Source organism: Agrobacterium vacciniicorymbosi (assembly GCF_040427045.1).
Taxonomy (GTDB): Bacteria; Pseudomonadota; Alphaproteobacteria; order Rhizobiales; family Rhizobiaceae; genus Agrobacterium.
Genome location: NZ_JBETMF010000005.1, coordinates 40758 through 65634 on the forward strand (window position 1 = coordinate 40758; position 24877 = coordinate 65634).

Here is a 24877-nt window from a genome sequence, read left to right on the forward strand (position 1 = left end):
GGAAGTCAGGCGGTGGTAAAAGCCGGCTGACGGTTGGGCAGCTCCGTGGCAGTCACGGGAGCCGATTGCTCCGCCGGGGCATCCGGCAGGACCAGTTCTTCCGATGCCGAACCGTAAAGTTCGGCCAGAAATGCGTTGGACAGCGAGGTCGAAGGGCCATCGAACACGATTGCGCCGTTGCGCATGGCAATGGTGCGCTTGCAATATCGACGGGCATATTCGACCTGATGCAGAGAGACGAGGACCGTAATCCTGTCCTGCGTATTGATATCGGCGAGCACATCCATCACCCGGCGCGCCGATGATGGGTCGAGCGCCGAAATCGGCTCGTCGGCAATCAGAATTTCCGCACCCTGCACAAGCGTGCGAGCGATTGCCGCGCGCTGCTGCTGCCCGCCAGACAGTGTGGAAGAGCGCTGCACGGCAACCTGTGGAATGCCGACGCGGGCAAGGGCTGCGCGGGCTGCGGCTTTTTCTTCCGCGTTGAACAGCCCCAGCGTTCCGCGCCAGCGCGGCACCCGGCCAAGAAGACCGATCAGCACATTCGTCAACACGGAGAGGCGACCGACGAGATTGAACTGCTGGAACAGCACCGACACCGCGCCACGCTTCACATATCCGGTCAGGCGACCGGCCTTCTGCGAAACCGTGTCCAGAATCTCGATGCGCCCATTTTGACCGTCACCTGTTTCAAGGCCAGCGATGTGGCGAATGAGCGTGCTTTTGCCGGAACCGGACGCCCCGATCAAAGCCACCATCTCGCCCCGCTCGAGCGTCAGATTCACGCAATCGAGAGCACGCGTATTTCCGTATTTTTTCGAAAGATTGGATACGGTGATCGCAGTCATTTTTCGCTCCTGATGTCGGTCAATTAGAAAGACATTGGGTGATGTTCGATGATCGCTTGGTGACGGTTCGGTGAAGTTTTTATGTCAACCGCCATAGCGGCTGAGGAATTCTTCCGCGCCCAAAGCGCGGAAGTCGGCAAGCGCTTCGAAAAGCTTGTCGTGCGGCCAATCCCACCAGGCGAGTTGGTCCATTCGCGCGCCAATTTCAGCCGTAAACCGTTCGCGGATTACGCGGGCGGGCACGCCGCCAACAATGGTGTAAGGCGCGACATCGCGGGACACGACGGCCCCTGCCCCGATAACGGCTCCGTTGCCGACAGTAACGCCGGGAAGAAGCGTTGCCCCATGACCGATCCAGACATCGTGACCGATCACCACCCGCTTGGCGCGGCGGGCAGCGAAGAAATCCGCCTCATCTCCTGCACCTTCCCAATAGTCACCAGCGCGATAGGTGAAATGATGAAGGCTGGCACGGTCCATGGGGTGGTTGGTGGCATTGATGCGGACGCTGGCCGCGATGTTGACGAACTTCCCGATCGTCGCGCACCAGACCTGGCCGCCGCGCTCGATATAGGAATAGTCACCCATTTCGGTTTCCGAGATATGGCAACCCGCAGCCACTTCCGTATAGCGCCCAAAAACGCAATCCTTGACCTGCGCGGTTGGATCAATCAGCGGTTCAATGGAAAGCTTGGTCATGCGGCGGCCTTTCTTGCGGAGAAGCCGGATACGTCAAGCATGCGCGTGGCAACGGCATTGCGAACCGGCAGGTCGTGAAAAATACCGAGGATGGCCGTGCCCTGGGCGAGCTTTTCCTTGATCATGTCAACCACGACATCGCGGTTTTCAGCATCCAGCGAGGCCGTAGGCTCATCCAGCAGCAGGATGGGATGATCGGTGATGAAGCCGCGTGCGATGTTGACGCGCTGTTTTTCGCCGCCCGAGAACGTCGCAGGCGGCAGGCCAAACAACGCTTCCGGCAGATTGAGCCGGGTTAACAACACTGTTGCGCGTGCAATGGCGTCTTCCTTGCTGACACCGCGCGCTGTCAAGGGTTCGGCCACGATCTCCAGCGCCGAAACGCGCGGGACGGCGCGCAGAAACTGGCTGACGTAACCGATGCTGTTGTGTCGCAGCGCAAGGATCAGTCTCGGATCGCCGCTGCCGAGATCATTCATGGTGTCGCTCGAACCATCGCGAACCAGAATATGGCCTTTGTCGATGGCGTAGTTGCCGTAGACCATGCGCAGGATGGATGACTTGCCGACGCCAGATGGGCCACCAAGCACGACACATTCGCCGCGATGGAGATCGAAGCTGACATTGCGAACCACCGGCAAAAGGATGCCGTCACGCAGATGCATGGTGAAGGATTTGGCGACATCGCTGACCGAAAGAACGATCGTCTCTGCAAGCGCCGACGTGGGATGATGAAGTGTCATTTCAGCTCTCCGGTATCGAGGCGACAAGAAGCTGGGTATAGGCATGCTGCGGATCGTCCAGCACCCGGTCGGTGAGCCCCTGCTCTACGATGCGACCGCTTTTCATGACGATCATCCGTTGCGACAACAGGCGGGCAACAGCCAGATCATGCGTGACGATGACCACCGAAAGACCGAGGTCGTTGACGAGATTGCGCAACAGGTCGAGCACACGGGCCTGCACGGACACATCAAGTCCGCCGGTCGGCTCATCCATGAAAATCAGGCGCGGATGGGTGACGAGATTGCGGGCAATCTGCAATCGCTGGCGCATACCGCCGGAAAAAGCCACAGGCTGGTCATCGATACGGTCCACCGCGATTTCGACGCGTGACAGCCACTCACCCGCCGATTTGCGGATATCACCATAGTGTCGCTCGCCAACCGCCATCAGCCGCTCACCGACATTGGCACCGGCTGACACCCGCATGCGCAGACCGTCGGCAGGATTTTGATGAACGAAACCCCAGTCGGTGCGCATCAGAAATCGGCGCTCCGCTTCTGAAAGTTCTTCGAGATCAGGAAACCGCCCATCCCGCATGCGGTAATGAACGCTGCCCGAGGAGCGTTCGAGCCGCGCCGATATGCAGTTGAGCAGCGTTGTTTTGCCGGAGCCGGATTCACCGACGATGGCAACGACCTCACCCGGCCAGACATCGAAAGAGACATCCGTGCAACCGATGAAGTCACCGTAACGGCGCTCCAGATTTCGAACAGAAAGGATCGGGCCTGTCATGGCTGGTCTCCCATCGCCAGTTGGGGCAAGCCTGGGCCGTGATGACCCTCTGCCTGGCGGGTTTCGCAATGGTCAGTGTCCGAGCAGACAAACATCCGCCCCCCACGATCATCGGTCACCACTTCATCGAGATAGACGCCGGTGGCGTTGCACAGCGCACAGGGAGCGGTGAAGCGCTGAATGGCGAAGGGGTGATCTTCGAAATCGAGGCTGACCACTTCGGTGAACGGAGGCAGGGCGTAAATGCGTTTCTCGCGCCCGGCACCGAACAATTGCAGCGCAGGAGAATTGTTCATTTTCGGGTTGTCGAACTTCGGGATCGGCGAGGGGTCCATCACATAACGCCCTTCAACCTTCACCGGATAGGCATAAGTGGTGGCGATGTGGCCGTGTTGGGCGATGTCCTCGTAGAGCTTCACATGGATGAGGCCGTACTCTTCCAGCCCATGCATGACACGCGTTTCCGTTTCGCGTGGCTCCAGAAACCGCAACGGCTCGGGAATGGGCACCTGATAGACGATTGTCTGGCCAGCTTTAAGCGGTGTTTCGGGAATGCGGTGACGTGTCTGGATGACCGTCGCCTCTTCGGTTTTCGTCGTCGTGGCAACGCCCGCCGTCTTTGCGAAAAAGGCGCGGATGGAAACGGCATTGGTGGTGTCGTCAGCCCCTTGATCGATGACCTTCAGAACATCATCCGGCCCAAGGATGGCGGCGGTGACCTGAACGCCACCGGTTCCCCAGCCATAGGGCATCGGCATTTCACGCGATGCGAACGGGACCTGATAACCGGGAATGGCAATCGCCTTTAAAATGGCGCGACGGATCATTCGTTTGGTCTGCTCATCGAGATAGGCGAAGTTGTAGCTTGGCAGGTTCATTCTGCGGCCTCCTTGGTCGCCAGCAGCTCTTCGTTTTCGCGCCGAAGCATGCGCAACAGGCCGAGTTCCGCCTGGAAATCCACGTAATGCGGCAGTTTCAAATGCTCGACAAAGCCAGTGGCCTCGACATTGTCGCAATGGGCAAGAACGAATTCCTCGTCCTGCGCGGGCGCGTTGCGCTGCTCCTGAAACTCGTCGGCACGGAGAGCGCGATCGACAAGGCTCATGGCCATTGCCTTGCGTTCCGACTGGCCGAAGACGAGGCCGTAACCGCGCGTGAATTTCGGCCCATCCTCACCCTGCCCTTTGAATTGGGACACCATTTGGCATTCCGTGACGCGGATGGAACCGAGGCAGACGGCAAAACCAAGTTCCGGCACATCGATCTCGATATCGACCATGCCGATGCGCACTTCGCCGACGAAGGGGTGGGTGCGGCCATAACCGCGCTGGGTGGAGTAGCCGAGCGATAGGAGAAAACCTTCATCGCCCCGCGCCAGGGCCTGCAATCGCAGATCACGATCAACCGGGAAAGCGGTGGGATCACGCGTCAGATCGGCAGGCTCCTTGTCCGAAGCAACGTCCGGCTCGATCAGGCCTTCATTGTTGAGGATATCGGTCACGCGTGGGTAAGATGGCGCACCATCCAGTGGGCGTCTGGCGGGTTCATCCACCGGCACGTCACCGGCCATGTCAGGGTCGATCAGACGGTGCGTGTAATCGAAGGTTGGGCCAAGCAGTTGCCCCCCCGGAATGTCCTTGTAGGTTGCTGACACGCGTCGCTCGATACGCATCGTATCCGTTGCGATAGGCTGCGAATATCCGAAGCGCGGCAGGGTCGTGCGATAGGCACGCAGCAGAAAAATCGCCTCGATGAGGTCCCCGCGCGACTGGCGCACGCACATGGCTGCAAGGTGCGGATCGTAAAGCGATCCCTCGGCCATGACCCGGTCAACCGCCAGTGACAATTGCCCGGCGATCTGCTCGAGCGTCAATGCGGGCACATCACGATCACCACGCCGACGATCCGCCAGCAACTTATGCGCCTTATCGATGGCCGCTTCGCCACCCTTTACCGCGACATACATGGATCAAACCTCCCGAATACACGTGGTGCGCGGCAAGGCAATCGCCTCGGCACCGCAAACAAGCAGAATGTCAAAGCCCAGCGGGTAGCGGGCGGCGTTGGCGTCCATGGCATCCACAAACCCCTCAGGTAGTCCGACGGGCGAGATGTTAGAGGAGGTTTCGATGCCGGGGCCTGTCAGTTCAAGCAGGGCGCCGCCATCCATCGCTCGGACCGGCAGAATGAGGGTCGCGGAACGGTCCGGATATTCCATCGTTCCATGCGCGAAGCTCTGCCATTGCGCCACGTCACTTGCTTCAGACAGAAGCACGAAGCTCGCCTTTTCTGGCTGCCGCGCAATGGGTGCGCCGCTGTGGAAGGTGAGCCAGGTAGCAACATGCTGAGCTTCGGAGGCTTCAATCCAGACAGGCGTATCGTAGTCAGCCAAGGTCAGCAGAACGGCCGATGCGGCAGCGCAGAGCGGTGCAGGGCCTGAAGCCCGCTCACCAAGATTGGCGACCGATCCCGGTCTTGAAAAGGCATGCATGACGGCGTGGAAAACATCCTGCGAAGCAAAAACTGGATCGGCGAAACCGCCATCGAACGTGACTGTATTCATCAGTCTTCTCCTCTCGCGACCGTGAAGAAATCGACCCTTGTCGCTTCCGTCTCTTCAGCCTTGCGACGCTGCTCGTCTTCCATAACGGCCAAAGCCGGACGGACGATTTCGCAATCGATGCGCGAAACCCAGTCGGGACGCTGACGCAACGCGTCTAGATGCGCGACGATGCGAGCCTTGGCCTGGTCCCTTCCCAGAACAACCGAATGACCGACTTCGCCGCTGTCCAGCTTGACAGTTGCGCGGGTGACGCTCGCTTCGCCAAGATTGAACGCCGCGCCGCCACCGCCGATCTTGCCGCGAACCATGACCGTGCCGATTTCCGGTCCGCGCACAGGGGTCGCTGCGGGCATATCGGATGCCATCAGCTCATAACACTGCAAAAGAACATCCGCTGGTGCGCCAGCCAGAATATCCAGCGCCTGCTTTCGATCAAAACTGCTCATCGTTGGGTCGCCATCTTCATTCGTCAACTTTGTCTATTTGTATAGACAACCATTCTTATTTGTTTTATACACCCTTAATGATGACGAAGGAATGACAATGGGACGTTAGGCTTGAAATGAATACAAATGATGATGGCATATCGCGCTGGCGCCGGGTCGCGGACGGCATTCGCAGCGCGGTGTCCGAAGGGCGGATCGGCGAGCAATTGCCACCTGAAACAGAACTTGCGGCACAATTCGGTGTCAACAGACACACGGTAAGGCGCGCCATCGCCGTTCTTTCGACCGAGGGGCTTCTGCGCGCTGAGCGGGGGCGCGGTACCTTTGTCAACGCGGTCCAACCGCGTGTTGTCTATCCCATTGGCACCAGAGCGCGTTTCTCCGAAAACATGATGCGCCAGTCGCTCGAACCGTCTGGACGGCTTATCCATGCGGAAGTCATCGCAGCGGATGCCGGCCAGGCAAAGCTTCTTCTGTGCGGCGCAGGCGCCCCCCTGCACCGGGTCGAGCATCTGGCGGTGGCTGCCGGTGCGCCTATGTCCCGCTCTGTCTCCCTGTTTTCAGCCGAACGCTTCCCCGGCATTATTTCCGCCTATGCGGAGAGTGGCTCCATCACCAAGGCGCTGGAGCGCGAAGGCTTGGCGGATTATCGACGTAAGGAAACACGGCTGACGGCTGAACGGGTGTCTACACGCGATGTGGAACTGCTCAATTGTGCGCCTGACAGCATAGTCCTCGTCAGTCAGGCCATTGATGTCGATCTGGAAGACAGGCCCATCCAGAGCATCGTAACCCGCTTTCTGGCCGACCGCATGGAGCTGGTTTTCACAAACCCTCCAGCGCCTTCCAACTGAAGCAATACGGGAGGCGTGCGCAATCGGAAGGCGATGCGCACGGAACTCATCCCTCCATCGCTGGTTAGACCGGGGAGCACGTCATCCCCCCAACCACACGATTGGAAGTTTCATGTCCGATATTAGCCGTCCTATGCCGCCCTTTTCTGAACAGCAGCAGGAGCCACCGGGGCTGACGGCAAAAATGCAGCCTGTGCCTGATCATGGTGAACGCTCCTACCGCGGAGACGGCAAGCTTACAGGCAAAGTCGCGCTCATCACCGGTGCCGATTCCGGTATCGGCAAAGCTGTCGCCATCGCCTTTGCACGGGAAGGTGCCGACATCGCAATTTCCTATCTCAATGAGGATGAAGATGCCAAGGACACGGCGAAATGGGTTGAAGAGGCTGGACGAAAGGCCATTCTGATGCCCGGCGATATCAAGTCGGAAGATCACTGCAGATCGCTCGTCACGCAAACCGTCCAGAAGCTTGGGAAAATTGACATACTGGTCAACAATGCGGCGTTTCAGCGGACCTACGACTCTATCGAGGACATCACCGCTGAAGAATGGGATGAGACGTTCCGCACCAATATCTATGCGCCGTTTTTCCTGTCAAAAGCCGCCGTGCCGCATATGAAATCCGGAAGCGCCATCATCAACACGACATCGATCCAGTCCCGTCAGCCATCTCCGGCGCTGCTAGCCTATGCTTCGACAAAGGGCGCGATTTCCAACTTTACCGCCGGACTTGCTGAGATGGTGGCAGATAAGGGCATCAGGGTAAACGCAGTCGCGCCCGGTCCAATCTGGACCCCTCTCATTCCATCGACAATGCCGGCGGAAAAAGCTGCGAAGTTTGGTGAGAAAACCTTGATCGGTCGCGCTGGCCAACCGGCAGAACTGGCTGGCGCTTATGTGCTGCTTGCGTCTGAACTGGGAAGCTACATGACCGGTGCGGTCGTTCCAGTCACCGGCGGCGAGATCATGATCTGATGTGATCAGAACTATTGAAACATAAATAAATTTGGCATGCCGCAACTAGAATCAGTCGCGGCATGCTTCTTTAATTACATATCGACTTTGGCATTCTCACCCATGTCGGGCCGGGTCTTGCTGACAGCAGCTGCCGCCATCTTGATGTAGCTGATGACGGTGCCGGGGCTATCCCAATATTCCGCGAAATTTGGCGTTACCTTGAGGATACGAATGGATGGGTCATCCGCGTCATCCCACCAGGCCTTTGCGGGCGTTGCCCACAATTCACGAATTTTCTCGCGGTCATTCTGGACCTCAGCAGCACCGGAAATGGAGACGTATTTCTGCCCCTTGGAATCCGCAAATGCCAGGCAGACATTTGGCGCTTTGGAAATTTCTTCGTCCTTGTGGCTTGCCACATCTGTCAGAAAATAAAAGGCATTTTCCAGCTGCTCAGCATAGGCAGACATGGGCCGTGCCCGCAGATCGCTGCCAGTCTGCGTCGTCAGCATGCAGAAGCCAATCTTGTCTGCGAGTTGCCATACCTTGCTGATATCGTCATCGGTGTTGGTCATGCGTCGTCTCCTTTGTGTGTCAAGGAAACGGCATTGGCAGGCCAACGTTCCAATGCTTTTTTATTCCACCAGACTTGCCTGCAAACGGCTTGACAGCGCAGGATCGTCAAGCGATCCCAACGCGCTTTTGTGCAGCAGCTTTGCGATCCAATCGACAAAGACACGAACCTTGTTCGTTACGTGTCGTGTTTGCGGATAAACGATATAAACCGGCATCGGCTCCTGCTTCCATTCAGGCAAAATGCGAACGAGATTCCCTTTGGCCAGTTCATCCCTGATCGTAAACGGCACGAGTTGCCCGATGCCCATGCCGGCCAGAACGGCATTCTGATAGGTGCGGCTGTCATTGGCGGAGACGATGTAGCGGGCATTGATCTCCACCGACCGTGTGCCGTCGTCAAAAGCCATGGTCATGATTTGACCTGACGTGGCGTTGAGATAGCCGACGCTGAAATGGTCGCCCTCCAGATCTTCCGGTTGCTGCGGCATGCCGAAGCGCTCGATATAGGAAGGTGCGGCGCATGTGACGAAATCGAGTTCGGAAACCTTGCGCGCAATAAGCGACTGGTCTCGCGGCGTGCCGACACGCAAGGCGCAATCGACGTTCTCGGCAATGTAGTCCACCAATCTATCGCCGACACCGAGATCAAGACGAATGAGCGGATAACGCTGGTAGAAATCGCACAGATTGGGAATGATGATATTATCGGCAAATGCACCCGCCATCTCCACCCGCAAACGGCCTGATGGCTGCACATTGGCGTTGGAGAGGCTACCATCCAACTCGTCTATTTCAGACAGAATTTGTATGGCCCGTTCATAATAGAGTGCCCCATCCGTCGTAACCATGACGCGGCGGGTCGTGCGGTTCAAAAGCGTGGTGCGCAAATGCGCTTCAAGGCCCTGCACCATATTGGTAACGGTGGTCTTTGGCATGTTCAACGCGCTGGCCGCGCGGCTGAAATTTCCTGTTTCCACCACGCGTGCGAAAACACGCATTGCTGACAGCTGGTCCATGACACATTGCCCTTTGATCGATTATCCGTTATTTTGGAATAGTGTTTCCAAATTTGCATGCTTGTGCATTTTCTCCCGAACAATAATATCTGTTTTAGAAATTGCTGCAAGAGGCCGCCTTTAACGGCCTCCGAAGGAAACAAGATGAACACGCAGTGGCACACGATTGAGAGCAACGGAGCGGCACAGCCGCCTCTGTCCGTTCGTGTTTACAAGGGTGCTGGTGAAAACCGGACGCCGCCGCTGGTGCTTTATCTGCGGGGCGGCTCGTTCTTGGAAAAAGGCGGTCAGTGTCCGGAATTACCGGTTGCTAGAGCGCTTGCCGATAACGGTGCCGTGGTCATTGAGGCTGATTACAGCACGACGTCCTGCAACGAGTTTCCAGCGGTGATCGATTGTGCATTCGATGCGCTGGATTGCCTGAGCAACCATCGCAAGCAATATGGCGGCGCGAAATCGCTGTTGTTTGTGGCGGGTGAAGAGGCGGGCGGAAATGTTGCGGCCGGTCTTGCGCTCAAAGCAAGGGATCGGATGCCGGGAAAGCTGGCGGGGCAGATTTTGCTCTCGCCGATGATAGACCCGCTGATGGCGACGACGTCTTTTCGGGACGCCGACAAGATTGGCATGCGGCAGCGCTGGGCGGAAGGCTGGAGCCATTACCTGGCCAAGGCCTGCGGATTTGCCCACCCCTACGCGGCACCCTGCCACTGTACGCGGCTGAACCGCGTGGCACCGGCGCTGATATTTACAGCCGAGGACGACCCTCTGCGCGACGAGACCGTGAATTACGCCGGTCGTTTGAGTGAGGCGGGAGTTCAGGTTCGGCAGCATGTTTTCCCTGTCGGTTCCGGCTGGACAGGGCTTTATCGCGGTGAAGGTGGCAAATGGCTTTCCGCTGTTTGCACCGAGTTTGCGGATTTCGTTCAAGACCTGAAGCATTAGCATTTATTTACAGTAACTGATCGGCTCCGGATGGAGCCAAGGAGATACCCATGACGCTGAAGAACAAGCGCCGGGCCCTGGCGGGCGCCGGTATAGGCCTTGCTGTGTCCGTTGCAGCGGCGGCATTCCTATTCGAATTTCCAATGACCACCGGTGCGGTAGCCGCATCCGGCCCGGCGGAAACGCCAGCCATCCCTGTGACGGTTGCCGTTGTCGAAAGCCGTGACGTCACCCATTGGGAACAATTTTCCGGTCGTCTGGAAGCCGTCGAGCGGGTCCAGATTCGCTCACGCGTGGCTGGCCAAATCCAAGCCGTTCACTTTCGTGAAGGTGCTTTGGTGAAGGCAGGCGACGCTCTCTTCACCATCGACCCCGCACCTTATCAGGCAACCGTTGCCGGTGCAGAAGCGCAGGTTGCCTCTGCCGAAGCCAAGGTGGGCCTTGCCAGAACCGAACTGGAGCGTGGCCGTCGTTTATCTGACAACCGCACCATTTCGCAAAGCGATCTGGACCAGCGCCAGAGCAATGTCGCCGATGCCGAAGCACAGTTGCGGGCAGCACGCGCAGCGCTGACCACCGCGCAGCTTGATCTGAGCTATACGGAACTGCGCGCACCTGTCTCCGGCCGCGTCGGCAAACTTGATATCACCGTTGGCAACCTCGTTGCTGCGGGCTCTTCATCGCCCGCACTGACCACCCTCGTCTCTGTCGATCCGATCTATGCCAGCTTCAATGCCAGCGAAGAAATGGTCGCAAAGGCTCTTTCGCAGCTTCCCGTCTCGGACGGTGCGCTTCAGGCTCTGGAGCAGATTCCGGTCGAAGTCGGTACGCTGGCTGATGAAGGCACGCCGATCAAGGGCACCTTGCACCTCATCGACAATCAGGTCGATAGCGCAAGCGGCACCATCGGAGTGCGGGCCGTATTCGCCAATGCGGATGGACATTTGATCCCCGGCCAGTTCGTGCGTGTCCGCATGGGCGAGCCAAAGTCGGAAAACCGCATCGTCATCACCGACCGTGCCATCGGCACGGATCAGGACAAGAAATTCGTCTTTGTGGTGGATGGCGAGAACAAGGTGAATTATCGCCAGATAAAGCCCGGCCCAGCGGCTGATGGCCTGCGCGTTGTCGAAAGCGGCCTTGCCGCCGGAGACAAGATCGTCGTCAACGGTCTTCAGCGTATTCGCCCTGGCGCAGTCGTTGCCCCGCAGACCGAAGAAAAGGTCGCGACCTCGCAGTAACCATTCATGGCGGGCCGCTGAAGGCCCGCCAGCATAATCCAACAGAAAAGCGATCCGCCGGTGGCCCGATGTCACCGGAGCGGTTTTCTGCATCCAAATTCCACCCGGAGGCGAGAGGGCCTTTGCTATGAACATCTCCAGATTTTTTGTGGACCGGCCGGTTTTCGCTGGCGTGCTATCGGTTCTTATTGTCGTCGCAGGCCTTATCGGCATGCGCGCCCTACCGATTTCCGAATATCCGGAAGTCGTGCCACCGTCCATCGTCGTTCGCGCCACCTATCCCGGCGCGAACCCCAAGGTTATCGCCGAAACTGTAGCCACACCGCTAGAAGAACAGATCAACGGCGTCGAGGACATGCTCTACATGTCCAGCCAGGCGACATCGGATGGCGTCATGACGCTGACGGTGACATTCAAGCTCGGGACCGACCCGGACAAGGCGCAGCAGCTGGTGCAGAACCGTGTCTCGCAGGCCGAGCCACGTCTGCCTGCAGAAGTCAGAAGCCTAGGTGTTTCCACCGTCAAAAGCTCGCCCGACCTGATGATGGTCGTGCATCTGGTCTCGCCCGGCAACAAGTACGACCTGACCTATCTGCGCAACTACGCCGTCCTCAATATCAAGGACCGTCTGGCCCGTATCGAAGGTGTGGGGCAGGTGCAGATATTCGGCGCTGGCGACTATTCCATGCGCGTCTGGATCGATCCGCAAAAGGCTGCCGAACACAATCTGGCTGCCGCCGATATCAGCAACGCCATTCGCGAGCAGAACGTGCAGGCCGCCGCTGGTACCATCGGTGCTTCGCCAAGCCTCAACGGCATCGACCTTCAGCTCAACGTCAATGCGCAGGGTCGTCTTTCCACGCCGGAAGAATTCGGCAATATCATTGTAAAGAGCGGCACGAATGGCGAAATCACCCGCCTGCGTGACGTTGCTCGCGTCGAACTCGGTGCGGCAGATTATGCGCTGCGTTCTCTGCTGGATGGCGAGTCTGCCGTTGCCATTCCCGTCTTCCAGGCTCCTGGCTCCAACGCCATCACCATTTCCGACCAGGTTGCTGCCACCATGCAGGACCTTCAAAAGGCAATGCCGGACGGCGTGAAATACGAGATTGTCTACGATACCACGCAGTTCGTTCGTGCCTCCATCGACAAGGTCATCGACACCCTGCTGGAAGCCATTGCGCTCGTCGTCATCGTCGTCATCCTCTTCCTCCAGACATGGCGTGCCTCGATCATTCCGCTCATTGCCGTTCCCGTATCCATCATCGGCACGTTCGCGGTGATGTATGTTTTCGGCTTCTCGATCAATGCGCTCAGTCTCTTCGGGCTTGTGCTGGCCATCGGTATCGTCGTGGACGATGCCATCGTGGTGGTTGAAAACGTCGAACGAAACATCGAGAACGGCCTGTCTCCACGTGACGCGACCTACCGCGCCATGAAGGAAGTGTCCGGCCCGATCATCGCTATTGCGCTGGTGCTGGTCGCCGTGTTCGTACCGCTTGCCTTCATCTCCGGCCTGTCGGGCCAGTTCTACCGGCAGTTCGCGCTGACGATTGCCATCTCGACGGTCATCTCGGCGATCAACTCGCTGACCCTGTCTCCAGCATTGGCAGCGCTGCTGCTGAAAGGCCATGACGCACCGAAGGATTGGCTGACGCGTGGTATGGACAAGGTGTTCGGCAAGTTCTTCCGCGGCTTCAACCGTGCCTTCGGTGCAGGCTCGAATGGTTATGGCAAGAGCGTGGGTGGGTTGCTGAACCGCAAGAGCATCGTGATGTTCGTCTATGTGGTTCTCGCCGGTGCGACCTACGGCATGTTCAGTGCGGTGCCCGGTGGTTTCGTGCCTGCACAGGACAAGCAATATCTGATCGGCTTTGCGCAATTGCCGGATGCCGCCAGTCTTGATCGCACCGAAGATGTCATCAAGCGTATGAGCGAGATCGCCATGAAGCAGCCGGGCGTCGAGCATGCGATTGCCTTCCCGGGCCTGTCCATCAACGGCTTCACCAACAGTTCCAACGCCGGTGTCGTCTTCGTTGGCCTCAGCCCTTTCGAAGAGCGGACGACACCTGAACTCTCCGGCGGTGCCATTGCCATGGCGCTCAACCAGAAATTCGGTGCGGTTCAGGATGCCTTCATTGCGATGTTCCCGCCGCCACCGGTCAACGGCCTCGGCACGACGGGCGGCTTCAAGATGCAGATCGAGGACCGCGCTGGCTTCGGCTATCAATCGCTGGACGAAGTGACCAAGGCGTTCCTTGCCAAGGCCTATCAGGCACCGGAACTGGCAGGGCTGTTCTCCAGCTTCCAGATCAATGTGCCGCAGCTCTATGCCGATCTTGATCGCGCAAAGGCGGAACAGCTCGGTGTTTCGGTCACCGACGTCTTCGAAACGCTGCAAATTTATCTCGGCTCGCTTTACGTGAACGACTTCAACGCCTTTGGCCGCACCTATAGTGTTCGGGTGCAGGCAGATGCGAAATTCCGCGCCCATGCGGAAGATATCGGTCAGTTGAAAGTGCGCTCGTCCAACGGCCAGATGATACCGCTCTCGGCTCTGCTGAAGGTGGATGCCACGACAGGACCGGAACGCACGACCCGATACAATGGCTTCCTGGCCGCCGATATCAATGGTGGTCCGGCTCCGGGCTTTTCATCGGGCGAGGCGCAAGCTGCTATCGAACGGATTGCTGCCGAAACCCTGCCATCCGGCATCTCCTTCGAATGGACGGATTTGACCTATCAGCAAATCCTGGCCGGAAGCTCGGGCCTGCTCGTCTTCCCGCTGGCTCTGCTGCTGGTTTATCTGGTGCTGGCTGCGCAATATGAAAGCCTCACCCTGCCGCTCGCCATCATCATGATCGTGCCGATGGGTGTTCTGGCTGCCATGACCGGTGTCTGGCTGACAGGAGGCGACAACAACATCTTCACCCAGATCGGCCTCATCGTCCTTGTGGGACTATCGGCAAAGAACGCGATCCTGATCGTGGAATTCGCCAGGGAACTGGAGTTCGAAGGCCGCTCTCCCGTTGCCGCCGCCATCGAGGCAAGCCGCCTTCGCCTGCGGCCAATCCTGATGACATCGCTCGCCTTCATCATGGGCGTGGTGCCACTGGTAATCTCCACCGGTGCCGGTGCCGAAATGCGCTCGGCCATGGGTATCGCGGTGTTCTCCGGCATGATCGGCGTGACCATCTTCGGTATCTTCATGACGCCGGTGTTCTATGTGCTTGTGCGCAAGCTCTCGGGCAACCGTCCGCTGATCCAGCACAAGCCCGAGGAAGCAGCGAATACGGACTACAAGATGGACAAGGCCGTCTGACGAGCTTGATCTCCACCTCAGACAAATAGAAGCCGCAGGATAATCGTCCTGCGGCTTTATGCTGCGCACTAAGCGACAAGCTCAAAGGCCAGCCTCAGTTCGCGCTGATCATCTTGATTGTTATCCAATCATCGATATATCTGACATTAAACGAAATCTCAGAGAGTCGCATGAATGCTCCAAACTTTGCCGAATGAGACCGTTGCGGAGAGCAGCTATCGACGGATACGTTCGGACATCATCTTTGATAGATTACATCCCGGCCAGAAATTGAAGCTGGACAATCTCAAAGACGCTTATGGCACAAGCATCAGCACACTCAGAGAAATACTAAACCGTCTTTCTGCCGACGGATTTGTGTTGGCTGAAGGTCAGCGAGGTTTCGAGGTCGCGCCCGTATCGGCAAACGATCTCCAGGAAATTGCAGCCCTGAGATTGCTGCTGGAAACCCATGCCCTGTCTCAATCCATTGCCGATGGCGACACGGAATGGGAAGCACGGGTTGTCTCTGCGCATTACAAACTGACGCGCATGGAAGACGTGACGACCTCGAACGACGAGGACAGTGCAGAGGATTGGAAGCGATATGACAGGGAATTCCACCAGTCGCTGATCTCTGCCTGTGGCTCCAATCTGCTAATGGAAACCCATTCCAACGTCTTCGACAAATATCTGCGCTATCAAATGGTGACGCAGTCCTACCGCGGGGACGTCGCTTCCGCAGAACACCGGCAACTACTGGATGCCGCATTGGCACGCGACGAAAAGACCGCGAAAAACGTCCTGACGATGCACATTCAAGGCGGCATGGAACACGCCTTGGCGTGTGGCAAGCTCGGCTGAAAAACGCTGCGAGAAAGAGCAGGAAACCTTATGCTGAAACACAGCCAGCCCCCAGCCGAGACCGTTGGTGACATCGTCTTTCGGCAAATCCGCCAGGACATCGTTTCGGGCCATTTACCACCCGGTTCCAAGATCAAGCTGGAACAGGCCAAGGAACATTATCAAATCAGCATCTCCTCGCTGCGGGAGATTCTGAGCCGTCTGGCCATGGAAAATCTCGTTGTCGCGGAGGGTCAGCGCGGTTTTGAAGTCAGTCCCGTATCGCGAAAAGAACTCGAAGAACTGGCAGACCTGCGCATTGTCTTGGAAACACACGCCATCGGCTTGGCGTTTACGGAGGGCGACCTTGAATGGGAAGGCCGCATCGTCGCCGCTCATCACAAGCTTAGCGCCGCAGAACGCAAACTTCTAACGGGCGATGTCTCACGCACGATTGATTGGGTGCGATATGATTGGGAATTCCATCAAGCCATCGTTTCCGCCTGCAATTCCGTAACGTTGATGGCAACCCTGTCCTCAGTATTCGACCGGTTTTTGCGCTATCATCTATTGGCAAGAACGTTCAGAGGCCCCGCCGTGGTCGATGACCACAAATTGCTTTTCGAAGCGGCGCTCAAAAAAGACGTCGAGGGTGCCAAAGCAATCGTACGCAAGCACATAAAGAGCGGCGTCGATCATGTTTTGCAAAGCGGGTTTATTCCGTAATCGCCCCGCGCGGTTGCCACTCCCACGTCTTTTAAATCCAGATCAGGACTGAAACGATCGCCATCGTGACGGTCGTCGTTTGCCTGTGCACAGCGCTACGCCGCAAAAAGCAAAACATAAGGAATTATTTTTAGTCGTTATAATTATTATCATCATATGTTTTTAAAAAACTATGTTGATTTATGTTTCGCTCTCTGCAACCATGCCTCCCAGCAGTCAAAGGTGAGGAATAGCTGCACGGTCGTTTTACGACCGCCGTTACAGGAGGAGGAAATAACATGTTCAAATCGAAGTTGACGCGTCGGCACCTTATGCTTGGCGCAGCCATCCTATCAGCGGGCCTCGGCCTCGCGCAGCCGGCAGCGGCCATCACGCCTGACGAGATCAAGGCCAGGGGCAAACTCATTGTCGGCATCCAGGGCGACAATCCGCCATGGGGATTTGTGACCAGCGCCGGAAAGCAGGACGGGCTTGATGCCGACATCGCCACGCTTTTCGCAAAGGAACTGGGTGTACCGGTGGAATTCGTTCCGCTGGAAGTGAACAACCGTATTCCCGCTCTGACGAGTGGCCGCGTCGATCTGCTTTTTGCAACCATGGCCATGCTGCCGGATCGCGCCAAAGCCGTACAGTTCAGCAAGCCTTACGTCGCAAATGCCATCGTACTGATTGGCCCCAAATCCATGTCGATCAAGACCAATGAGGACATGGCGAACCTGACGATATCCGTTGCAAAGGGTGCTGCGCAGGATACGCAGGTAACGAAGAATGCTCCTTCGACCGCAACCATCCGCCGATATGATGGTGATGCGGCGAGTGTTCAGGCTCTGGCCTCTGGCCAGGTTCAGGCGCTGGGCGGCAACATTTTCTACATGGACCGGGTTGAGAAGGCCCGTCCGGGTGAGTTCGAAAACAAGCTTGAATTCCAGAAGCTCTACAACGGCGCCTGCACGCGTCTTGGAGAAAAGGAAATCAACGCCGCTCTCAACACCTTTATCGACAAGATCAAGGCAAATGGTGAGTTGAAGACGGTCTACGACAAGTGGATGAAGGTTCCCGTGCCGGAATTCCCCGAGAGTCTTGAAGGCATTTCTTTCACCGCAAAGTAAACTTCGGTCGGCCCTGCTGACAGAAACGGTGGACATCGCCTGATGTCCACCGGCACCCTTCTCATGCTTGCGAGATCATCTCGGCGCTAGTCCAAGAGTACGACCATGAGCCAAACCATTTTCATCTTGAACGGACCAAATCTCAACCTCTTGGGCCAACGCGAACCGTCTATCTACGGCACGACGACGCTGCTGGACATCAAAGAGCGGTGCATTGCGAAGGCTCAAACGCTTGGTTTCAATGTCGAATTTCGCCAGACGAATTTCGAAGGCGAATTGGTCGAGAGCGTCCATCAGGCGCGCAACGAAGCGTGCGGCATCATCATCAACCCTGCCGGTTACACCTTCACCTCAATTGCACTTCTCGACGCGCTGAAGACATTCGATCCGCCGAAGATCGAGCTTCATATTTCCAATGTCCACGCCCGCGAGAGCATCTACCACAATTCTCTCATTTCCCGCGTCGCCACGGCCATCATGATCGGCTTTGGAGCGGCGGGTTACGAACTGGCCGTGGAGGCCATGGCTGGCATGGTCACCAAAGCCGCACCCTCTACCGAGCGAACCAGAGAAGCGTCATGAATTACCAGCTGGATTTCACACCCGTCATCGACGGTTTGCCGAGCCTGCTATCGGCCTGCCTCGGCACCTTCACGCTTGCCTTATGCGGCATGGTTCTCGCCATCATCATCGGCATTGGCGGTGTGGCGTTACGCGACTCCAGGTTCAAAGCCGTCCGCTGGCTCGTCATTGGCTTCGTAGAGTTGATCCGCAACACGCCATTTCTGGTGCAAATCTTCTTCATCTATTTTGCGCTGCCGCTCGCCGGTGTCCGTCTCGACCCGACACCCACCGCCATCATTGCGCTCGGCATCAATGGCGGAGCCTACGCAATCGAAATCATCCGCGGTGGCGTCCAGTCAATATCGAAGGGGCAGATGGAGGCCGGTCTGGCGCTTGGCCTGCACAAGGCGCAGGTTTTCCGGCTGATCATTCTCAAGCCCGCCCTTCGCGCCATCTATCCATCGCTGACAAGCCAGTTCGTTCTTCTGACACTGTCTACCAGCATCGCCTCGGCAATCTCCGCCTACGAGCTGACCTCCGTTTCTCAGCGGATCGAATCCGAAAGCTTCCGAAGCTTCGAAATCTATTTCACCATCACGGCCCTCTATCTGGTGATGTCGTGGATGATGATGCGCCTCTTTTCATTCTTTTCGGCGCGCTACTTCGCCTATCCCGTCAAGTAGGAGCTGGTCATGGGTTACGATGAATTTGTCTTCCTGCTGATCGGGCTGAAATGGACGGTCGCTCTATCTGCCGTCGGCTTTGTCTGCGGCTGCATCGCGGGCCTGCTGGTTGCACTGGCCAGAACATCAGGCATTGTTGTGCTGGAGAAACTGACCTCAGGCTATATCGCTGTGTTTCAGGGCACCCCGCTTCTAATGCAGCTTTTCGTGGTCTATTATGGCCTTGCTCTTATCGGCTTCCGGCTGGATGCCTGGGTCGCGGTGGCGATTGGCCTCACGCTCCATGCCAGCGCATATCTGGGTGAAATTTGGCGCGGCTCCATCGAGGCCGTGCCGAGAGGCCAGATCGAAGCCGCCAAGGCGCTAAGCCTCCGCTATTATCACCGTACGAAAGATGTGGTCCTGCCCCAGGCCATCCGCATCTCGCTTCCCGCAACCGTGGGTTTTCTGGTGCAGCTGATCAAGGGAACGTCGTTGGCATCCATCGTCGGCTTCACGGAACTGACGCGAGCAGGCAACATCATCTCCAACCAGATATTCGAGCCACTGACGGTATTCAGCATCGTCGGCGCACTGTACTTCGTGATGTGCTGCCCGCTGACGATTTTCGGTGCCCATCTTGAACGGAAGTTTGCTGCGACAACACGCTGAATTCGCGCTGTCGCAGCATCCAATCAGACCGTCTTCAAAACCTCACCCAGCGTATCCACCAGAAGATCGGCATTTTCGCGCGAGAAAACCAGCGGTGGCCGGATTTTCAGAATGCTGGCATTGGGGCCGGAGGCGCTGATAAGGATGCGGCGGTCGCGCAGACCGTTGACGATGCGGGTCGTCAAAGCTGCATCCGGGCGCTTGGTTGAAGCGTCACCGACAATCTCGACGCCGATGAACAGGCCCGAGCCGCGGACATCCCCGATTGCCGGGTGAGAGAGGCTTTTCAAACCATCCATCAGGTAGCGCCCAACTTCAAGCGCGTTCTGCTGAAGGCCCTCGATGTGGATCGTATCCAGCACGGCCTTGCCTGCGGCAGCCGCTACCGGATTGCCGCCAAAGGTGTTGAAGTATCTGGCACGCGGGCCGAAGTCAGCAATAACTTCCGGGCGAAGCACGATGCCTGCCATGGGGTAACCGTTGCCCATTGGCTTGCCGATCGTCACCATATCGGGAGCAACGCCATGCCGCTCGAAACCCCACATGGTTTCGCCGGTGCGACCAAAGCCCGGCTGCACTTCGTCGGCTATGAAGAGACCGCCCGCTTCGTGAATTGCATCTACTGCTGGCTTCAGGAAACCCTTCGGCCCGGCAAAAATTCCATCGCTCGAGAAGATAGTATCGGTGATCAGCATGGCTGGCTTAATGCCGTGACGTTTCAGGTCCGCGATTGCGGCACGCACATCACGACCAAATTTTTCCATAACCTCTTCCGGTGAGTTCCGATAGCTATCTGGTGCAGGGATGGTGCGAACATGCGGGCCGAGCGTGACGGATTCACCGAGCGATGGCGAAAATTCTGCCGTCGCACTCGTCAGGCCATGATAGGCAAGTTCGGTGGCAATGATTCCGGTGCCGCCGGTGACGAAGCGGGCAATGCGCACGGCAAGATCGTTAGCTTCGCTGCCTGTGCAGGTAAACATGGCCTGGCTAAGCGCGTCTGGAAAGGTCGCAGTCAGAGCTTCGGCATAATCCACGATGCCTTCATGCAGATAACGTGTGTGGGTGTTAAGAACGGCGGTCTGCTTGGTGATCGCTTCCACAACACGCGGGTGGCAATGTCCGAGCGACGCGACATTGTTATAGGCGTCGAGATATTTTTCTCCGGCGCTGTCGTAGAGAAACACACCCTCACCACGCACCAGGTGCAATGGCTTTTCGTAAAACAAGCGATACGCTGGCCCCAATACCTTTTCCCGACGGGCGATGAGCGCACGTTCCGTCTCATCCAGCCGGTCAAAATCTTCGCGCGAGAAAGCATTTACCATCGACATGATTCAAGCCTCGGAAAGGTTGGGCACGAGCGTCTTCAGCCGCGCCGGTGTTAAATCGGAAATGTTGAGGATGCCCTGCCAGGCAGAAGCGTGGTTGCGCATGATGTAGCTGGCATTCTCCGGCACCCGCGCCGAGCGCCATTCCGCAATGATGATCGACATGGCCAGCCGCGCGCGGGTCAGCACGAGCAGAAGCTCCAGTTCATCAGGTTCGAGCGTGCGCGCCGAGAGATAGCCGTCGAGAAAAGCGCCGGTTCGCGCAGCCCAGTTGTCTGTTGCCAGATGATAGGAGAGCGCCACGGCAAGATCGTTGACGAGCGGTGCGTACACCATGTCACCGAAGTCGATGATACCGGCGACCTCGGTCTGTTTTGCCGGGTTGAGCAGAATGTTATGCGGGTTAAAGTCGTTATGGATGATCTGACGACGCGCGAGCCCCTGAATAGCAGGCAGGGCGCGCTCGAATTCACGAAGTATCGCTTCCACTCGCCCGCGACGCTCCGGCGCGACATGGTCAATGACCCCTGTGAGATCGAGCGTGTGGGAAATGTCCCACATCAGCTTTCCGACAGGCGGGCGTCCATCGTAATCTTCCAGACCGATACCCAGTTCAGCCAGCGCGCGCCCGACATTGCGGCTCTGCGCTTCGCAGCTTTGCGTACGGTACTGCAATTCACCGCGCAGAAATGTCAGCAAACGCATGATCCGTGGGCCGTCATGAGTGTCCAGCGTGTGGCTGCACTCACCGTCATTTGTCAGGATAAGTCGCGGCACGGGAACATTTGGTGCTGCCGAGGCCAGATGCAGCAACGCGCCATCCTGAAAATCCAGTGCAACGGGGTCTTCGGCAGGATTGGCGATTTTGAGAACGAACTCCGTTGCGTCTTCGCGCGTAAAGAGAAAGGTTTCATCGCGCTCACTGGAAAGCCGCTTCACGGTGCCGGTAAATCCATAAATACGCTGGACGGCAACCTCGGCCTCACCGAGCGATGTCACATTCCATGTGGCCAACATGGAGTCCGGTTTCTTGGTAGCAGCCGATGGCTCCGTCATGCGTCCTCCATTGCGCGCTGTTAGCCCGCGTCTCCCAAAGGCCTTCGCTGCCAAAAAATCATGTTTTGCAGCCGAAGCCCGATGCATTCCCGATCACTCTGTGAGAACATTAGCAAACGAAGCTTGCATCACGCAAGAAAAGATGCATCAAATATCATAATATTCGAAATCTGGACCAGCGAATGCCTGAATTTTCCACACTGGAATATGAAAATCTCAACAGCGCCGTTTACGGCAAGCTGTGCGATGCGCTCATTCAGGGGCAATTCCAGCCGGGCGACCGTCTAAAAATTCGCGACCTTGCCGAACAGTTCGGTACAAGCGTGACCCCTATCCGAGATGCGATATTGCGGCTCGCCAATGATGAAGCCATCATCTTCCGCTCTCCGCGTGACATCCGCATTCCTGGAATGAGCGAGACCCGCTACAAGGAAATTCGCGCAATCCGCATCAAGCTCGAAGGACTGGCAGCGGAAACCGCAGCACAGGTGGCGACCAGCGCTGATATCGATGTTTTGGAGCGTATTGTACGGGAAAACGAGCAGGCAATTGCTGACGGCGACCGACTGCGCGGCACCGAACTCAATCAGGCTTTCCACTTCATGCTGCCGAAAATCGCCCAGCTTCCGCTGTTGAATGGTATTTTGAGACGCCTCTGGCTGCAGATGGGGCCGCATATCTCCGATGCCTATGTCCAGGGTGGGCGGGAAATGATAGACCATCATTATCCCGTGATCGAGGCGCTGAAACGTCACGATTCCCCCGCTGCTGCCATGGCCATCGTTGACGATATTCTGCTGGGTGGCAGACCTATTCTTGAACGTCTGGAACGGGGAGACGAGCGGCAACTGCGTCAGGCATAGTTTTCACCACAGAAAGCTTGCATTTCAAAAATCCCCTATTACGATGTATCAAGCATCAACGGAGAATGTTCGCATGACCGAAGAACGCCGCTACATGTTATTGACTGGTGCAAGCCGCGGCATCGGACACGCAACCGTCAAGCTCTTTCAGTCCAAAGGCTGGCGCATTCTCACCGTTTCCCGTCAGCCTTTTTCCGAAGAGTGCGCCTGGCCATCGGCCCGCGAAAGCCATATTCAGGCGGACCTCGCGGATTTGACGCAGATCGACCGCCTTGCAGAAACCGTGCGCGAACGCCTGCCCAATGGTCGACTGCATGCGCTGGTCAACAATGCCGGCATTTCACCCAAAGGCCCGGAAAAAAGCCGCCTTGGCGTCATGGGCACAGACGCGGACATCTGGACGCAAGTACTGAATGTCAATGTCGTCTCCACAGCCCTTATTGCCCGCGCCCTGATGCCGGAGCTTGAGGCGGCCAAAGGGTCCATCGTCAATGTTACTTCCATTGCCGGAACACGCGTCCATCCGTTCGCCGGTGTCGCCTATGCGGCGTCCAAGGCAGCGCTCGGCTCACTGACGAGAGAAATGGCCCATGAATTTGGTCGCCGAGGGGTCAGAGCCAACGCGATTGCTCCCGGAGAGATCGAAACTTCAATCCTTTCGCCCGGAACAGATGCGCTGGTCGCGGCGGAAGTACCAATGCAAAGGCTGGGAGACCCGCGGGAAGTGGCTGAAACCATCTACTTCCTCTGCACTGAACCATCCTCCTATATCAACGGCGCAGAAATCCACATCAATGGAGGGCAGCACGTCTGATTGCGAGTCGTTGCCGAACCGGCAGGCATCGCAACATCTCTATCGGTTGCAGGCATCCAAGGGGAAATGGACGCAACAACCGGAAAGACTGCGCAACATCGATACGCCAAAGGCGACGGTGAGAGCGGTTTACATAAAGCACCATCAAAACGGGACTGCAGGTTTCCTGCAATAACCAAGAAAAGGGGAATACAATGAAAAAATTTATGAAATCCAGCGTCATGACGGCTGTCGCCGTCGTATTGTCCGCAAGCCTCGTCTCTCCGGTTTTCGCACGGGATTTGACCGTCGTTTCCTGGGGCGGCAATTATCAGGACGCTCAACGCAACATCTACTTCAAGCCTTTCGCTGAAAAGACCGGCAAACCGGTTCTCGACGAAGCCTGGGATGGCGGCATCGGCGTCATTCAGTCGAAGGTCAAGGCTGGCGCTCCCAACTGGGATGCCGTGCAGGTAGAGGCTGAAGAACTGGCGCTCGGTTGCGCCGATGGCCTTTATGAAAAGATCAACTGGGACAAGATGGGCGGCAAGGACAAGTTCCTCGATTCCGCCGTCAATGACTGCGGCGTGGGCGCCATCGTATGGTCCACCGCTATTGCCTATGATGCGGACAAGCTGAAGGCAGGCCCGACATCCTGGGCAGATTTCTGGGACGTCAAGAAATTCCCCGGAAAGCGGTCCCTGCGCAAAGGCCCGAAATACACGCTCGAATTCGCATTGCTTGCCGATGGCGTTTCGAAAGACGAGCTTTACGACGTGCTGGCAACCGAAGAAGGCGTGACACGCGCGTTCAAGAAGCTCGATGAGCTGAAGTCCAACATCGTCTGGTGGGAGTCTGGCGCGCAGCCACTGCAATTCCTGGCGTCCGGCGAAGTCGCGATGACATCGGCCTATAACGGTCGCATCACCGGCATCAACCGCACTGAAGGCAAGAATTTCAAAGTCGTCTTTCCGGGCAGCATCTATGCCGTGGATAGCTGGGTCGTATTGAAGGATGCCGCCAACAAGGATGCCGCGCAGGACTTCATCGCCTTTGCAAGCCTGCCTGAAAATCAGGCCAAGCTGCCGGAATTCGTGGCTTACGGCCTGCCCAACAAGGCGGCCGCGTCAAAGGTACCAGAGAAATTCGCCAAGGATTTGCCAACTGATCCGGCAAACATGACGGATTCCATTCCGCTGAATGTCGATTTCTGGATCGACAATGCGGAAACACTGACCCAGCGCTTCAACGCCTGGCTTGCCAAGTAAGACAATCCTCGCAGAAGGGTGCCGCGCA

General features: G+C 57.3%; 26 protein-coding genes. 14 read left to right on the forward strand and 12 right to left on the reverse strand.

The annotated features are described in order from the left end of the window. Positions 1 to 5: 5 nt before the first annotated feature. From phnC to phnG, 8 genes are all read right to left on the reverse strand, one after another. On the reverse strand, positions 6 to 848 hold the full coding sequence (phnC, locus tag ABUK73_RS09430; RefSeq protein ID WP_353577051.1) for a phosphonate ABC transporter ATP-binding protein: 843 nt from the start codon (positions 846 to 848) through the stop codon (positions 6 to 8). Positions 849 to 932: 84 nt separating this feature from the next. Beyond that, entirely contained in the window at positions 933 to 1547 is a 615-nt protein-coding gene (locus ABUK73_RS09435; RefSeq protein ID WP_113086564.1) for a DapH/DapD/GlmU-related protein, read from the reverse strand. After that, complete coding sequence (gene phnL / locus ABUK73_RS09440) at positions 1544 to 2290, reverse strand: phosphonate C-P lyase system protein PhnL (protein WP_353577052.1); 747 nt, start codon at positions 2288 to 2290, stop codon at positions 1544 to 1546. Before phnL ends, ABUK73_RS09435 begins: the two co-directional genes overlap by 4 nt. 1 nt (position 2291) lies before the next feature. Beyond that, a complete protein-coding gene (gene phnK, locus ABUK73_RS09445; RefSeq protein ID WP_353577053.1) occupies positions 2292 to 3065 on the reverse strand; it encodes a phosphonate C-P lyase system protein PhnK in 774 nt (257 codons plus the stop codon). Beyond that, on the reverse strand, positions 3062 to 3943 hold the full coding sequence (locus ABUK73_RS09450) for an alpha-D-ribose 1-methylphosphonate 5-phosphate C-P-lyase PhnJ (protein ID WP_353577054.1): 882 nt from the start codon (positions 3941 to 3943) through the stop codon (positions 3062 to 3064). The genes phnK and ABUK73_RS09450 overlap by 4 nt, the downstream gene beginning before the upstream one ends. Then, positions 3940 to 5031, reverse strand: a complete 1092-nt coding sequence (locus ABUK73_RS09455; RefSeq protein WP_353577055.1) for a carbon-phosphorus lyase complex subunit PhnI — start codon at positions 5029 to 5031, stop codon at positions 3940 to 3942. The genes ABUK73_RS09450 and ABUK73_RS09455 overlap by 4 nt, the downstream gene beginning before the upstream one ends. Positions 5032 to 5034: 3 nt before the next feature. Beyond that, positions 5035 to 5628 (reverse strand): phosphonate C-P lyase system protein PhnH, encoded by a 594-nt coding sequence (gene phnH / locus ABUK73_RS09460; protein WP_353577056.1) that lies wholly within the window; start codon positions 5626 to 5628, stop codon positions 5035 to 5037. Then, complete coding sequence (phnG, locus tag ABUK73_RS09465; RefSeq protein ID WP_353577057.1) at positions 5628 to 6074, reverse strand: phosphonate C-P lyase system protein PhnG; 447 nt, start codon at positions 6072 to 6074, stop codon at positions 5628 to 5630. The genes phnH and phnG overlap by 1 nt, the downstream gene beginning before the upstream one ends. Positions 6075 to 6190: 116 nt before the next feature. Between phnG and phnF the strand changes: the two genes are divergently transcribed. Together phnF and ABUK73_RS09475 are read left to right on the forward strand one after the other, a co-directional pair. Further along, positions 6191 to 6928, forward strand: a complete 738-nt coding sequence (phnF, locus tag ABUK73_RS09470) for a phosphonate metabolism transcriptional regulator PhnF (protein WP_353577058.1) — start codon at positions 6191 to 6193, stop codon at positions 6926 to 6928. 112 nt (positions 6929 to 7040) lie between these two features. Next, the gene (locus ABUK73_RS09475) at positions 7041 to 7904 is read left to right on the forward strand and encodes an SDR family oxidoreductase (protein WP_353577059.1); all 864 of its coding nucleotides are present in this window, start codon (positions 7041 to 7043) and stop codon (positions 7902 to 7904) included. Positions 7905 to 7978: 74 nt separating this feature from the next. On the opposite strand, the gene ABUK73_RS09480 is transcribed toward ABUK73_RS09475, so the two are convergent. Together ABUK73_RS09480 and ABUK73_RS09485 are read right to left on the reverse strand one after the other, a co-directional pair. After that, positions 7979 to 8461 carry a pyridoxamine 5'-phosphate oxidase family protein gene (locus ABUK73_RS09480; protein ID WP_353577060.1) on the reverse strand — a complete coding sequence of 161 codons (483 nt, stop codon included), beginning with the start codon at positions 8459 to 8461 and terminating at the stop codon, positions 7979 to 7981. A gap of 60 nt (positions 8462 to 8521) precedes the next feature. Then, complete coding sequence (locus tag ABUK73_RS09485) at positions 8522 to 9478, reverse strand: LysR family transcriptional regulator (protein ID WP_353577061.1); 957 nt, start codon at positions 9476 to 9478, stop codon at positions 8522 to 8524. Between the two features lie 144 nt (positions 9479 to 9622). Here ABUK73_RS09485 and ABUK73_RS09490 point away from each other — a divergent pair, with 144 nt between their 5' ends. From ABUK73_RS09490 to ABUK73_RS09530, 9 genes are all read left to right on the forward strand, one after another. Next, a complete protein-coding gene (locus tag ABUK73_RS09490; RefSeq protein WP_353577062.1) occupies positions 9623 to 10420 on the forward strand; it encodes an alpha/beta hydrolase in 798 nt (265 codons plus the stop codon). A 50-nt stretch (positions 10421 to 10470) separates the two neighbouring features. Then, on the forward strand, positions 10471 to 11661 hold the full coding sequence (locus tag ABUK73_RS09495; RefSeq protein WP_353577063.1) for an efflux RND transporter periplasmic adaptor subunit: 1191 nt from the start codon (positions 10471 to 10473) through the stop codon (positions 11659 to 11661). A 127-nt stretch (positions 11662 to 11788) separates the two neighbouring features. Next, positions 11789 to 14983, forward strand: a complete 3195-nt coding sequence (locus ABUK73_RS09500) for an efflux RND transporter permease subunit (protein WP_353577064.1) — start codon at positions 11789 to 11791, stop codon at positions 14981 to 14983. Positions 14984 to 15157: 174 nt separating this feature from the next. Further along, the gene (locus ABUK73_RS09505) at positions 15158 to 15826 is read left to right on the forward strand and encodes a GntR family transcriptional regulator (RefSeq protein WP_353577065.1); all 669 of its coding nucleotides are present in this window, start codon (positions 15158 to 15160) and stop codon (positions 15824 to 15826) included. Positions 15827 to 15856: 30 nt separating this feature from the next. Further along, entirely contained in the window at positions 15857 to 16531 is a 675-nt protein-coding gene (locus ABUK73_RS09510) for a GntR family transcriptional regulator (RefSeq protein ID WP_353577066.1), read from the forward strand. 278 nt (positions 16532 to 16809) lie between these two features. Beyond that, positions 16810 to 17640: a transporter substrate-binding domain-containing protein gene (locus ABUK73_RS09515; protein ID WP_353577067.1), complete on the forward strand. Its 831-nt coding sequence runs from the start codon at positions 16810 to 16812 to the stop codon at positions 17638 to 17640. Between the two features lie 105 nt (positions 17641 to 17745). Further along, on the forward strand, positions 17746 to 18222 hold the full coding sequence (locus ABUK73_RS09520) for a type II 3-dehydroquinate dehydratase (protein WP_353577068.1): 477 nt from the start codon (positions 17746 to 17748) through the stop codon (positions 18220 to 18222). Then, the gene (locus tag ABUK73_RS09525) at positions 18219 to 18887 is read left to right on the forward strand and encodes an amino acid ABC transporter permease (RefSeq protein WP_353577069.1); all 669 of its coding nucleotides are present in this window, start codon (positions 18219 to 18221) and stop codon (positions 18885 to 18887) included. The genes ABUK73_RS09520 and ABUK73_RS09525 overlap by 4 nt, the downstream gene beginning before the upstream one ends. A 9-nt stretch (positions 18888 to 18896) precedes the next feature. Continuing rightward, positions 18897 to 19538 (forward strand): amino acid ABC transporter permease, encoded by a 642-nt coding sequence (locus ABUK73_RS09530; protein WP_113086582.1) that lies wholly within the window; start codon positions 18897 to 18899, stop codon positions 19536 to 19538. Between the two features lie 23 nt (positions 19539 to 19561). Here the strand turns inward: ABUK73_RS09530 and ABUK73_RS09535 are convergent, their stop codons facing one another. Together ABUK73_RS09535 and ABUK73_RS09540 are read right to left on the reverse strand one after the other, a co-directional pair. Further along, positions 19562 to 20872, reverse strand: a complete 1311-nt coding sequence (locus ABUK73_RS09535) for an aspartate aminotransferase family protein (RefSeq protein WP_353577070.1) — start codon at positions 20870 to 20872, stop codon at positions 19562 to 19564. 3 nt (positions 20873 to 20875) lie between these two features. Next, a complete protein-coding gene (locus tag ABUK73_RS09540; RefSeq protein WP_353577071.1) occupies positions 20876 to 21925 on the reverse strand; it encodes a phosphotransferase in 1050 nt (349 codons plus the stop codon). Positions 21926 to 22107: 182 nt separating this feature from the next. Between ABUK73_RS09540 and ABUK73_RS09545 the strand changes: the two genes are divergently transcribed. The 3 genes from ABUK73_RS09545 to ABUK73_RS09555 all read left to right on the forward strand — a co-directional run bounded on the left by ABUK73_RS09545 (position 22108) and on the right by ABUK73_RS09555 (position 24849). Continuing rightward, a complete protein-coding gene (locus ABUK73_RS09545; protein WP_353577072.1) occupies positions 22108 to 22788 on the forward strand; it encodes a GntR family transcriptional regulator in 681 nt (226 codons plus the stop codon). A 73-nt stretch (positions 22789 to 22861) separates the two neighbouring features. Further along, positions 22862 to 23602 (forward strand): SDR family NAD(P)-dependent oxidoreductase, encoded by a 741-nt coding sequence (locus tag ABUK73_RS09550; RefSeq protein ID WP_162727685.1) that lies wholly within the window; start codon positions 22862 to 22864, stop codon positions 23600 to 23602. A gap of 194 nt (positions 23603 to 23796) precedes the next feature. Beyond that, positions 23797 to 24849 carry an ABC transporter substrate-binding protein gene (locus ABUK73_RS09555; protein WP_454892350.1) on the forward strand — a complete coding sequence of 351 codons (1053 nt, stop codon included), beginning with the start codon at positions 23797 to 23799 and terminating at the stop codon, positions 24847 to 24849. Positions 24850 to 24877 lie beyond the last annotated feature (28 nt).

Bases quoted from the DNA above. Each gene is read 5' to 3' on its own strand.
- phnC (WP_353577051.1), bottom strand. From the start codon at position 848: ATGACTGCGATCACCGTATCCAATCTTTCGAAAAAATACGGAAATACG.
- ABUK73_RS09435 (WP_113086564.1), bottom strand. From the start codon at position 1,547: ATGACCAAGCTTTCCATTGAACCGCTGATTGATCCAACCGCGCAGGTC.
- phnL (WP_353577052.1), bottom strand. From the start codon at position 2,290: ATGACACTTCATCATCCCACGTCGGCGCTTGCAGAGACGATCGTTCTT.
- phnK (WP_353577053.1), bottom strand. From the start codon at position 3,065: ATGACAGGCCCGATCCTTTCTGTTCGAAATCTGGAGCGCCGTTACGGT.
- ABUK73_RS09450 (WP_353577054.1), bottom strand. From the start codon at position 3,943: ATGAACCTGCCAAGCTACAACTTCGCCTATCTCGATGAGCAGACCAAA.
- ABUK73_RS09455 (WP_353577055.1), bottom strand. From the start codon at position 5,031: ATGTATGTCGCGGTAAAGGGTGGCGAAGCGGCCATCGATAAGGCGCAT.
- phnH (WP_353577056.1), bottom strand. From the start codon at position 5,628: ATGAATACAGTCACGTTCGATGGCGGTTTCGCCGATCCAGTTTTTGCT.
- phnG (WP_353577057.1), bottom strand. From the start codon at position 6,074: ATGAGCAGTTTTGATCGAAAGCAGGCGCTGGATATTCTGGCTGGCGCA.
- phnF (WP_353577058.1), top strand. From the start codon at position 6,191: ATGAATACAAATGATGATGGCATATCGCGCTGGCGCCGGGTCGCGGAC.
- ABUK73_RS09475 (WP_353577059.1), top strand. From the start codon at position 7,041: ATGTCCGATATTAGCCGTCCTATGCCGCCCTTTTCTGAACAGCAGCAG.
- ABUK73_RS09480 (WP_353577060.1), bottom strand. From the start codon at position 8,461: ATGACCAACACCGATGACGATATCAGCAAGGTATGGCAACTCGCAGAC.
- ABUK73_RS09485 (WP_353577061.1), bottom strand. From the start codon at position 9,478: ATGGACCAGCTGTCAGCAATGCGTGTTTTCGCACGCGTGGTGGAAACA.
- ABUK73_RS09490 (WP_353577062.1), top strand. From the start codon at position 9,623: ATGAACACGCAGTGGCACACGATTGAGAGCAACGGAGCGGCACAGCCG.
- ABUK73_RS09495 (WP_353577063.1), top strand. From the start codon at position 10,471: ATGACGCTGAAGAACAAGCGCCGGGCCCTGGCGGGCGCCGGTATAGGC.
- ABUK73_RS09500 (WP_353577064.1), top strand. From the start codon at position 11,789: ATGAACATCTCCAGATTTTTTGTGGACCGGCCGGTTTTCGCTGGCGTG.
- ABUK73_RS09505 (WP_353577065.1), top strand. From the start codon at position 15,158: ATGCTCCAAACTTTGCCGAATGAGACCGTTGCGGAGAGCAGCTATCGA.
- ABUK73_RS09510 (WP_353577066.1), top strand. From the start codon at position 15,857: ATGCTGAAACACAGCCAGCCCCCAGCCGAGACCGTTGGTGACATCGTC.
- ABUK73_RS09515 (WP_353577067.1), top strand. From the start codon at position 16,810: ATGTTCAAATCGAAGTTGACGCGTCGGCACCTTATGCTTGGCGCAGCC.
- ABUK73_RS09520 (WP_353577068.1), top strand. From the start codon at position 17,746: ATGAGCCAAACCATTTTCATCTTGAACGGACCAAATCTCAACCTCTTG.
- ABUK73_RS09525 (WP_353577069.1), top strand. From the start codon at position 18,219: ATGAATTACCAGCTGGATTTCACACCCGTCATCGACGGTTTGCCGAGC.
- ABUK73_RS09530 (WP_113086582.1), top strand. From the start codon at position 18,897: ATGGGTTACGATGAATTTGTCTTCCTGCTGATCGGGCTGAAATGGACG.
- ABUK73_RS09535 (WP_353577070.1), bottom strand. From the start codon at position 20,872: ATGTCGATGGTAAATGCTTTCTCGCGCGAAGATTTTGACCGGCTGGAT.
- ABUK73_RS09540 (WP_353577071.1), bottom strand. From the start codon at position 21,925: ATGACGGAGCCATCGGCTGCTACCAAGAAACCGGACTCCATGTTGGCC.
- ABUK73_RS09545 (WP_353577072.1), top strand. From the start codon at position 22,108: ATGCCTGAATTTTCCACACTGGAATATGAAAATCTCAACAGCGCCGTT.
- ABUK73_RS09550 (WP_162727685.1), top strand. From the start codon at position 22,862: ATGACCGAAGAACGCCGCTACATGTTATTGACTGGTGCAAGCCGCGGC.
- ABUK73_RS09555 (WP_454892350.1), top strand. From the start codon at position 23,797: ATGAAAAAATTTATGAAATCCAGCGTCATGACGGCTGTCGCCGTCGTA.